17 protein-coding genes are annotated in these 9,974 nt (G+C 37.7%); all 17 read right to left on the minus strand.

Going from position 1 to position 9,974, the window contains the following annotated elements:
- Window positions 1-216: 216 nt before the first annotated feature.
- A complete protein-coding gene (locus tag G6053_RS17195) occupies window positions 217-1,029 on the minus strand; it encodes a PRTRC system ThiF family protein (RefSeq protein WP_165307430.1) in 813 nt (270 codons plus the stop codon).
- On the minus strand, window positions 1,026-1,751 hold the full coding sequence (locus tag G6053_RS17200; protein ID WP_165307432.1) for a PRTRC system protein B: 726 nt from the start codon (window positions 1,749-1,751) through the stop codon (window positions 1,026-1,028). The genes G6053_RS17195 and G6053_RS17200 overlap by 4 nt, the downstream gene beginning before the upstream one ends.
- Window positions 1,738-2,925 carry a hypothetical protein gene (locus tag G6053_RS17205; RefSeq protein ID WP_165307433.1) on the minus strand — a complete coding sequence of 396 codons (1,188 nt, stop codon included), beginning with the start codon at window positions 2,923-2,925 and terminating at the stop codon, window positions 1,738-1,740. The genes G6053_RS17200 and G6053_RS17205 overlap by 14 nt, the downstream gene beginning before the upstream one ends.
- A 19-nt stretch (window positions 2,926-2,944) precedes the next feature.
- Window positions 2,945-3,163: a PRTRC system protein C gene (locus G6053_RS17210; RefSeq protein ID WP_165307435.1), complete on the minus strand. Its 219-nt coding sequence runs from the start codon at window positions 3,161-3,163 to the stop codon at window positions 2,945-2,947.
- Between the two features lie 17 nt (window positions 3,164-3,180).
- Entirely contained in the window at window positions 3,181-3,741 is a 561-nt protein-coding gene (locus G6053_RS17215; RefSeq protein WP_165307437.1) for a PRTRC system protein E, read from the minus strand.
- A 28-nt stretch (window positions 3,742-3,769) separates the two neighbouring features.
- A complete protein-coding gene (locus G6053_RS17220) occupies window positions 3,770-4,012 on the minus strand; it encodes a hypothetical protein (protein ID WP_165307438.1) in 243 nt (80 codons plus the stop codon).
- Window positions 3,996-4,193 carry a 3-isopropylmalate dehydratase gene (locus G6053_RS17225; RefSeq protein WP_165307440.1) on the minus strand — a complete coding sequence of 66 codons (198 nt, stop codon included), beginning with the start codon at window positions 4,191-4,193 and terminating at the stop codon, window positions 3,996-3,998. Before G6053_RS17225 ends, G6053_RS17220 begins: the two co-directional genes overlap by 17 nt.
- The gene (locus tag G6053_RS17230; RefSeq protein WP_165307441.1) at window positions 4,190-4,627 is read right to left on the minus strand and encodes a hypothetical protein; all 438 of its coding nucleotides are present in this window, start codon (window positions 4,625-4,627) and stop codon (window positions 4,190-4,192) included. Before G6053_RS17230 ends, G6053_RS17225 begins: the two co-directional genes overlap by 4 nt.
- Window positions 4,611-5,126 carry a hypothetical protein gene (locus G6053_RS17235; protein WP_165307443.1) on the minus strand — a complete coding sequence of 172 codons (516 nt, stop codon included), beginning with the start codon at window positions 5,124-5,126 and terminating at the stop codon, window positions 4,611-4,613. Before G6053_RS17235 ends, G6053_RS17230 begins: the two co-directional genes overlap by 17 nt.
- Before the next feature lie 2 nt (window positions 5,127-5,128).
- Entirely contained in the window at window positions 5,129-5,536 is a 408-nt protein-coding gene (locus G6053_RS17240; RefSeq protein WP_165307444.1) for a hypothetical protein, read from the minus strand.
- Window positions 5,537-5,552: 16 nt separating this feature from the next.
- On the minus strand, window positions 5,553-5,801 hold the full coding sequence (locus tag G6053_RS17245) for a hypothetical protein (protein WP_165307446.1): 249 nt from the start codon (window positions 5,799-5,801) through the stop codon (window positions 5,553-5,555).
- A 48-nt stretch (window positions 5,802-5,849) separates the two neighbouring features.
- The gene (locus G6053_RS17250) at window positions 5,850-6,269 is read right to left on the minus strand and encodes a hypothetical protein (RefSeq protein WP_165307447.1); all 420 of its coding nucleotides are present in this window, start codon (window positions 6,267-6,269) and stop codon (window positions 5,850-5,852) included.
- A gap of 25 nt (window positions 6,270-6,294) precedes the next feature.
- A complete protein-coding gene (locus G6053_RS17255) occupies window positions 6,295-6,795 on the minus strand; it encodes a hypothetical protein (RefSeq protein ID WP_165307449.1) in 501 nt (166 codons plus the stop codon).
- 19 nt (window positions 6,796-6,814) lie between these two features.
- Window positions 6,815-7,351, minus strand: a complete 537-nt coding sequence (locus G6053_RS17260) for an antirestriction protein ArdA (protein ID WP_165307450.1) — start codon at window positions 7,349-7,351, stop codon at window positions 6,815-6,817.
- Between the two features lie 26 nt (window positions 7,352-7,377).
- Window positions 7,378-7,653: a hypothetical protein gene (locus tag G6053_RS17265; protein WP_165307452.1), complete on the minus strand. Its 276-nt coding sequence runs from the start codon at window positions 7,651-7,653 to the stop codon at window positions 7,378-7,380.
- Window positions 7,654-7,671: 18 nt separating this feature from the next.
- Window positions 7,672-8,052: a single-stranded DNA-binding protein gene (gene ssb / locus G6053_RS17270; RefSeq protein WP_165307453.1), complete on the minus strand. Its 381-nt coding sequence runs from the start codon at window positions 8,050-8,052 to the stop codon at window positions 7,672-7,674.
- Between the two features lie 757 nt (window positions 8,053-8,809).
- Complete coding sequence (locus tag G6053_RS17275; RefSeq protein WP_165307455.1) at window positions 8,810-9,766, minus strand: hypothetical protein; 957 nt, start codon at window positions 9,764-9,766, stop codon at window positions 8,810-8,812.
- Between the last annotated feature and the right edge of the window lie 208 nt (window positions 9,767-9,974).

Here is a 9,974-nt window from a genome sequence, read left to right on the forward strand (position 1 = left end):
AAGTTAAATACGAGAAGAAATTAAAATCTACATATTTTAATCAGGCGACGTTCTTTTGCTTCTTTTCTTTGGTCGTCCATCCGAAAAGAAAAGAAGTTATGCCATAATCAAGCCTAACATGGGGGCATCATTTAATGATGCATATTTTAAAGCGGCTATGTCGCTTTACGCAAAAAGACGTTTCGGGTATGGAAACGTCTTTTTGCCCGATATAATTTAGTCAATCAATATCGGGCTAGTTCTGAAATCTTCAAGATTATGAAAACAGCCTTTATATTTGGTCATTCCGTTTCGGAACAAGCCCCACAATAATTTGCATCCCAATTGGGCGAGTGAAGCATTTATGAAAAGATCCTGCTGTTCGAATGCTTCTGCAAGTGAACAGCTTGGCGTGTTATCTTCATTTTCCGACTGTTTCAGAAGCTCCCCATATTCTTCGGTGACAAGGGGCAGATTCGCTACAGGTATATATTTTTCAGAATTTGGCTGACGAATATCTCCCAATGTTGATAGAATGACCTGTCCGACAAATCTACTATTCCCGAAATCCATCCAATAACGTGGAAAATCCCTGAAATACGACCTACCTTGATAAATTTCGGTAAGGATTTCAGCAACTCCGAACCTTGCTTGTACGGTATCCACACAGGTCATGGTAATTATTGCACCTGCTTCTTTCGGGAGGTTTCCTGCGTTATCCCGTTCAAATTTTATGGTTTCCGCTTTCCAATTAGCCCCTGTACAACGATTAACACGGTTAATTAGGGCAACTGATTTTTTCAATCCTACCTCAGATTCAAAAAAACGCTGTCTTCCTAAATTGGCAGAGGTTACAACATCATCATCCCATAACCTGACTTGCAGTCCTGTATGCCCTAACGCCAATAAACTTTCGTTGATTTCCATCAATGCCGTCAGTACTTTAGAGCCTGTTCCCCCTGCCCCTATCAGGTTTACGCTGATTGGATTTGTCGGGGCTAACAGGTAATTATCCACAAAATGTATCTTAGTTTTCTCCATATTATTCATAACAATATATTTTTAAGGGTTAAATGAGTAGGCTTTAGAACTGCAACGGGAAATTCAGTACCCTCTGTTACGAGGCTTTTCCAAAGTGTTACGCAATTTCCTTCGACATTGTTTCCTGCGGCTATCATATGGCTAAAATAGCTGTGGAAGAAATAGTGTTCCCAAGCCTGTAAAAATTCCTCAACTGAGGTAGAATTTTTAATATCAATTTTTATCGTTCCCAAACAAACCTTTCCATCTTCATATACATTAAAAAAAGGTGCGTGTTGGAGTTTGGATTTTAGGGTAGGTCTTCTGTTGCTTTTGAGTGCAAATACCGTAAGACTGGATTTACTTGCTTTCCATAGCATGGGCGGAACATAAGCTTTACCGTTTGGAATCCCCAGACTTTCAATAAAAAAGAGATCCCTCACCTGCGCTTTTGTATGCCAAATGACTGTTCCTTTTTCCGTATTTGGATCAAGGCTCAAAACATTGCTTGGAAGGATAGTTTTTGGTTTTAAAAATGCACTTTCTTTTTCCTGTTCAATGCGAAGCGATTTTGCCAAACTGTCCGCTTCCCTGACAGTTAGTGGGTGCGCATTAACTGGATTTCCATTAGCATCCATATCAAAATGTTCAACATAGACATCGGTTTCAATTCCCTTTGTCTGATAGACCACCAATGCACATATCGGGTAGTAGAGGTTTTCAAAATCCTGTGTTATATCAATACTTTTCATTGCTCAAGTTTCTGTAATCGTTCAACAAATCAATAATATCATGTAATAGGTCAAAGAGTCGAGTTTCAAATGAAAGGTCTATACTTTCAAAATGACGACCATCAAAATACTTTAGGATAACAGGTTGCTGCATTTCACAACACTCCTGAAATTCATTATTTACCGTTTCATATAAGGTCGAAGCCAACCAACCTTTGTTGTCCGCATAGAAAGAAATATATTTTTCCATTGGAATTATGTCGTCGTCCACATCTTCGCCTGTCTCATCAATGATTGAACTTGCATAACGGAAAATATTCTCCTGCGGGTAGCTGCGATAAAGAGCCAAGACTTTTCTTGCCATTACCAAACAATTTTCATCAAATTGGTCATTTGGTCTGAACGTTTTCAGGCGTTCTTCAAAAAAAATCAGGTTGTTCATATTACAGATTTTCCGTTCCATCTTTTTTCCTACCCATTCAGCCATGCTTATTTCATCCATGCGATGATCTTCCTCATCATCTTCGGTGTAACTATCATCAAGAATCCAATCCTGTAGCATTTCATATTGCCAATATAGATAACTGTTTTCCTGTGTATAGTAAGGAATATCCGCAATATGGTATAAGTAGGAAAATACAGAGAGCATCAAGTGTGCTGCTTTTTTATACTTTCTATCATTCAGCATCTTAAAAAGAGGAAAAACAGGGATATAAAAAAGCGTTGTACCTGTATCATAGCGTTCTTCTGTCACCAAATACACCCTGTTGCTATCTTTTATCAGTCGCAACTTATCCCAATGCACAACAGATTTTTTTAGCTGTTCCTTTGTGTGCGACAAGGCAAGATTAACATTGTAAGGAAATTCAAATTTTTCTATTGTGAAGGGTTCTATTGCATAGTGTTCTGTAAGTCCTGAAAGGGATTCAGAAAAATCCCTTTCAAGTTTAGTAGATTTACCTAACGCCTGCATCGATTCCGATTCCCTGAATTTAGGTAAAAATGAAGTTCTCAAAATACCATTGGTAGCATGGCTATCGGTACGGACTTTCTTTTGTCCTTCAAAATTTCCTGTGCATCCTTTGGTTTTTGCATCCACTCTGCGAACTCCACCAACCTGCGGTGCAGTCTCATTTGTTTTTCTGTTTCGGGGCTTTTTATGATTCCCGATTGGATATGTCCCTGCATTGTTCATTGTTTTTTAATTTTAGGATTCAGCCTTTAGTACCCATTACACTTTCAAAGACATATTCCACTGTATCATCCCGTATTACAGGTGCAGAAATTTTGGAAGTCGTCAATATCGGATAGATATTTGCATAAAAATTCAGTACAGCGTCCACGCTCCAACGTGGTTCGGGGTCGTTCAGGATAATTTTCTCACCTTTTTCCATGAGTATAAATACTCTTGCTAATTCAACACTTAATAACATGATCTATCGATTTATGGTTAAACATTTACTTCGGTTATTGTCTGTTCAGATTCCGATTCCTGTGGGGCAAAGAGGTCAGGTGCAAAATGGGATTGATATAATTCTTGCTTTTTCCCTATCGTTTCTGCGTGGTCGGGGAATTCCGATGCTTTTGGTAAGGCTGTCCAAGCTTCCTTGTATTTTTTCTCCTTTTCAAGCGTTTCGGCTTTCACCATTGCATCATTATATTTCTTGCTTTTTGCATCCTTTTCTTTTTTCTCCTTATCCGTTTTTTCTTTCTCCATAGCAGACTGTTTTTTGGCTTCTTCCAACTGTTTCATAAAAGATTCCATATTGGACATCAGCCCTGAAACAGCTTCCATCGGTTTTTTGATGTTTAAAAAAAAACCGGCATCGAGTTCCTCCGCTGAACCTTTAAGATTAAGCGGAGGAATAATATTTTTTGCTTTATCACCGCATCCATCATTCTGCACCAAAATTGAGACAATCATTGTATCATCTGTTGCTTTGGCAATCGTGAGCATCATTCGGCTTTGAATGTCCATTCTTGACAACTGTTTAAAAAAATTCGCTTCCATAACTTCTTATTTATTGATTATACCTGATTTAAATACGATTTGCTTTCGGTGTTCCATCTTTAAGAAGTGGTTTACACCCCTTACCCCTGAAATCATAATTCACTTTATATCCATTACTCTGAATAATTCCTTGCAAGAGGTTTCTTGCCCCTGTTGCATCCCAATCATCGGTTGAGGTCATATTCAAACAATGCAGTCTTTCAAATTCCTTTACCATTCGGGCAATGATTGATAAAGCCCGATATTCCGTTTTATCAGCTAAGTTGCTCATGATTCAATTTGTCTTTTAATTCTAAAAGTTTGTTGTAAATGTCATTCCAATATTCCTGTTTTTCCCCGTCTGTTGGGTCTTTCGGGATATGGTGCATATCCTTAAAATTCTCTGCCTGTTCTATGGCTTTCTCAAGGTCAGTTACTTTTAATTCACAGCCATTCAAATCCGTTATTTTCATAACTGTATAAGTATTGGGGTTAATGAAAACTTTTCAGTCCAAAATTCTTCACTGGTATGTTTTCCGTAGGCTCTATATTGACCTATACCGTTTGCGCTCAATATAAGCCTGTAACAGTCCAAAGAATTTTCGGGAACTGTAAATGTTTCCTCTTGGTCAAGCTCGACAAATACCCATTCGTTTTCGGTAAGCATTTCCCCAATATTCAGGTTGTCGTCTTGACCTGTCCTGTAAAAATCCACAGCCGTATCATAGTAGTGAATTGAGCAGAAGTGATAATTGCCTTCTATTGGTGTAATCAATTCCATCCGTTCCATCTGTTCCATTTTCCAATCTTGTGAAAGGTGGATAATTGCAAACTCACAATTATCCCAATCGCTATTGGTGTAGGCTTTAACCAAAATATGTGCTGTTGGTTTATTTGATAATTTCATTGTTCAGACTTTTAATACTGTTAAAATGATTTTGAATTTTACGTTCTAAGATGGTTTCCAAAATATCGTATTCACTGTCATAATTTTTGCCTTCAAAATGAAAGGTATCTGTTTCCTGGTCAAACTCTAATTGTCCAAAATCTTCGTGCTTTAAAAAATAATTTGTGCGTATTCCGTCAATAAAAGTTGCCCTACCATATACTCCGCCACCTAAGTCCTGATAGTCCAGTGTGCAATCCACTTTGCAGAGTTCGGCTATTTTGTATACTGCTTCAATATTGGGTGACCATTGGGTTTCGTATTGAAAAACTCCTGTCACATCATCTTCTTGGTAGATGTCGAAGAAAAATCCTTCGTTAAAGTCCTTTAGAAAGATGGGGAGCTGTCCGCATTTTTCTTTTTTTTCTTTTTCAGCCATTGCTTTAAATAGCTGTTGTACCTGTTCGATTGCTTCGGGAGTACCCTCGAATACAACCGTATTACTACACCAATTAGCCATAACTATCTATCGTTTAAGGTTATTTTTATAAATTTCTGATTTCCGAAAAACAGGTGTATTGCCTGTCTTAATTGTTGATTACAATGCCTACCCTCTGCATATTCAATTAGGCATTGAAGCGTGAAAAGCGCATCATATCCGTCAAAAAGCTGGTCTCTGAAAGTCCTTTTATTTTTATAAAGTCTTGTACCATTTTTGTAGTACCTGCGCTCAAAATTGCTTATCATGTCATACCAACGGTTGGCATCAATGTGCGTTACCGTCCATTCCCTGTAAACCTGCTCACGGTTTCGGATAAATAGTTCAGCTTCTATTTTGATGAACTCGGTCATTCCCTGAAGTTCATCAGGAAATAATTTGGCGAGCAAATAGGCTTTGTCAGTGTTATCCATTTGGTTTAATGTTTTCATTTCATCCATTTTAGTATTAGAGGAATATTTTAAGGTTTTCGGCATGTTCCCTATTCTCTTTTGCCAATGGTTGCCAATTATCCGCCATTGCACAAAGGATAGCATGATATATAATCTTTGCTGACCTGTAACTGTCCTGCTCTTCGTCTGCAAAGTTTAAAGCACCGCATTGTACTGCCTTACAGAAAAGTTCTTCGATTTCTTTAAGAGGTGGATTTATGGCGAGCAGGGTTCTGAAATTATCTTTTAATTCTGCCTGTGTCATTTTGTTTGTATTTATAGGTGACTTTTCACAGCCACCTGTGATTAAACTTTATTCTTCCGTTTGTTCCTTAAATTCAATGGAGACTACTTCTTTCACGCCGAAAAGCAGTTCTATTGCCACTTTCAGGCTATGGTGGGGATTTTCGCACTCGACAAAGCGTATTAGGCAGTGTGTCATAAAAATGGAATTGTGTCCCCAAAAAAGATGTTCGGAAAATATTTTCGGGTTTCTGTGAAGCTGAACATTGAAACTTTCAATCACCTTTTCAATTTCTGCGATCAGGCTGTACCAATAATTCGCTGTAATCAGGGAATGGGGTTGCCAAGCCTGTTTAATATCCTCCTGTTTTTCCCGAAAATGGCTTATCTCCTTTTGAACAAAGCTGATAAGGTCTTTTAAATTTTCAGGAAATAATCGGGCTAATACATACGCCCTTTCTATATTATTCATTTCGTCCAATGGTTTCATTTTGATAGATTTTGATGTGTAAAAATCAGTTCTGCGATCTGTGGTAAGTACTTCGGTCAATGAAAGGTTCAATTCTGCAAGAGACCCTTTTATTGACAAGATTTGCGTAGTCAGTGGCTTTTATCCTTGTTCGGAAAACCGCACCATCTACTTTCCAAGTCACTTTATAATGCCTGATTGTGGAAGGCGACCTAAATGCGTAATAATCTATCCATTTAAGTTCCTCGTTCCTGCACACCTTTACCGGATGGATATACAGCCCCTTTCCGTCAACATTCGGGTAATAGGTGGATGCAAGTAATTTTTTCTCCCTGTCGAAGATTTCAAAGCGTACAAAATCTTTGTCGTGCAGGATGATCCTAAATAATTCATCAATATTGAAATGTGCATTCAGTAGCACATTTTCGTCGTACTTTTTATAGGTTATTACGCCAATATTCATTGCAATAAATTTAAAATGATGTTTACGTGTACTTTTGAATGTTTGCAGTACCAATGTTTGGGAATTAAAGGCGACTGCTTTCACAGTCGCCTGTGGTTAATGTTTAGTTATAAAATACGTGTCCGTCCTCGCTCCAATAGTCACCGCAAAAAAGATCATTTGCGTAGGCATCATAATCAAAATATTGCTTTGCAAAATCGTTGAGGTCTGCACGCTCTCCAATCAATTCCCTTGCAAAATCCTCATCGCTATCATAATGGGCTATGTAGGCACACTCAAAATCGCTGATAAGGTCAGTAATATCACCCTCAGACAGCACAGCATGACCGTTATTACACCATATTAAAAAAGCTTCCTGATTGTTATCGCTGAGATTGCCAATTGCTTCCAGAACTTCAAATACATTTTCACTAATCCATGATTCACCTATTAAACCTTTGGGAATATGTTCATAATCCTGAAACATATATTCGGGATCTTCTTCGTCACTGTGCAACTCTGCACAAGCATTGTAAAATTCTTCCCTATCTGCATAATCAGACAGTTTGAGCCAATTTCCGAAGATTGAACCGTCATTATATTTGGCGTAAGTTCCTACGTAAACACTTGCTTCTGTTATATTTATTTGCTTTGTTGCCATGATGTTAAATTTTAGGGGTTTAGAAATTAATTTTTGCCTTGTCGTTCGACCAATTGTTTTAGTTTGGCTTTAACCTGTCGTGCTGTTTCTCCACGCCATGTTGTGGCGTTAGCAAGAAAATAGTTGACAATTGAAGTTCCCGAATCCTCATAAAAATAGTCCTGTATCGTATTGAGTGACTGCATTGCAATTAAATAGGGTACTGCCCCGAAATAGACCTTTTTCCAGTCATTTTTAACGATTTGGGCTATCTGAGAAATATTATCGGGTATCTGTATCTGTGTTTCTACTGAATTTTTCATAACTGTTCTTTTTACGGTTTAAAATGGTAGGTCGTCCTCTTTGTCGGTGTTTTCTGCGGTTGCAACCTTTTTGCTGTCATTCTGTCCTTTAGCACCTCCACCGAGTAACTTGATTTCGGAAGTGTAAAAATTTAGTCCTGCCTTTGGTTCGCCATCTTTCCCAAGCCAAGCCCTTACGCTGACCCTCCCCGACAGCTCCACCAATTGCCCTTGTGTCAGGTAATTTGCTATTGCGGTATTTTTCCAATACGAGCAACCAAAAAATGCGGTATTTTCAATTTTCTCGCCCTGTTTGTTCTTGTACACGTCATTGATAGCAACCGAAAAATTGACTACCGCTTTTCCGCTATCAGTTGTACTGACCTCTGCGTTTCTTGTGATTCGTCCTGTGATGTTCATAACTTTTTGTTTTAAAGTGTTATACGATTCTGTTATGTTCTTCAAGTCCTTGCGAGGCTCTGCCCCGATATTATTTTTTCAAAAGAAAAAAAGGAAAAAAAGAAAGCAGACAACTACATCTGGCAATTGCTGAGACCAAGAAAAAAAATGATTTAATGGGGGGTCCTTTGGGGGGAAACCGTTCATTCATTTTTTTTATTGGTGGGATCGTGCGACGGCTGGCTGATGTAACTTGGCTGCCTTTTTATCCTTTTCTTTGGAAAAATGATATTAAATGAATATTCATATATATATCCATCAAGAGCGATAAATACGGAGATTAGGGAATGGAAAATGGTAGAGTTCGAGACTGCGCATTGGCTTCCGTTTTGCAGTTCGCTAATTATAGGGAAGCTTAAAGCTCTTTTACTGTGGCTGTGACAACTGCCGAAGTAAATGTGCTTTAGCCTGTGCGTTTGGTAGCATATGGAAACTGCGTGAACGATTGAAGAGAAAAGCCCACAGCTTGCGAGGACTTGTAACGAAAAGCGAGGTCAAAATAAGACACGCCCTCACGATAGAGCGATTAACACCAGATTGGACAATTTTAACAAGTTCATTTTCATATAAAAAAATCTCCGGGAATCCGGAGATAAAAAATACAATTGTCATATTTTTCAGATCAAAAGATAGCACCCAAAAAAATAGGTGTCCGATTTTGATTCGGACACCTTAAACTGATCACATAGGTGACATCAGAATAAATCAATTTCTCAGACTATAGCAACTCACCATAAAAATTACGATCAACTTTATAAACATGGTTAACCTTATCAAATTCACATCTACCCATAAGATCATATTTCTCAGATCTGTATAAGTAGACCTTTCCACAGCATCCTTTTTTAATACAGTCAGCAGACCTATTGTTAAAGGTAAAATGCCACGGTGCATTTCTGCGAATTGAAAGTCCCTGTTCATTAAACAAAACCTCCCGATCTACCGGCAATTTTTCACCCAAAACCAGGTACAAAATTTTATGCGGAAATTTGGTCTTTTTGAGTCTTTCGCCAAAAAAATAAAATAACAGGGGAATTGAACAAAGCAGTCCCATCATAGAAATTTTCCAAACCTTTTCGTTTGAAGAATATATATAATATATGCCAATACCAAATGTTAACACCAAAATAGTTATTACCATTAAATAATAGGGATAAGAATCTTTAATTGATTGCGAGAAAGGAAATGATACCTGCTTTTTTTCATTTACTTTAAAAAAAACCGTATTATCATCCTTATCATCCAAAGATCTGCAAAGTATCGTCATCATCCGCTGTTTAGGCATCTCACGTATTTTAGCAGCCATATGTTTATGGGTCATCACATTAATTTTAATGCCCGGATTATCCATTCTTAATTTATCAACGACAGCTAATTCGTCAGAATTATAAATCCGGTTGGTAACAAAGTTGAAAATTTTAACATTCCAATTTTTAGTCACACAGTTTACGAAATCCTGCCTGATTTTTATTTCCACATCGCTTCGGGAAGAAATAGCGAAATATTCCTTGTTTTGCGAAATGTACCCGTCTTTACCACCATCACCCTTCCTACCATTGTGGGCTACCCGCTGAAAGTCTACCCCATATATAGCGTCAAAGTATCTTTCGCTGTAGTCTTGAAATTCGTTGCCGTGTTTACCATGTAACAGCATTTCTATAATATCTATTTCCATAACATATAAGTTTTTATGTGCATTTAAGATTTAAACAACAAATGCAATAATTTATTGTTTAACAATTTACAATGGTTCTTACCCCACTAACACCATAGTATTTGCTTTCTGAGGATTAATATTCAGGAGATCAATATAAAAAGATCGAAAGCCATCGGTCGATTTAGAAAATATTATGTTAATCGTAGTTCTACTACAATTATTAAAA

The organism is Sphingobacterium sp. DR205, assembly GCF_011064245.1.
In the GTDB taxonomy this organism is placed as follows: Bacteria; Bacteroidota; Bacteroidia; order Sphingobacteriales; family Sphingobacteriaceae; genus Sphingobacterium; species Sphingobacterium athyrii.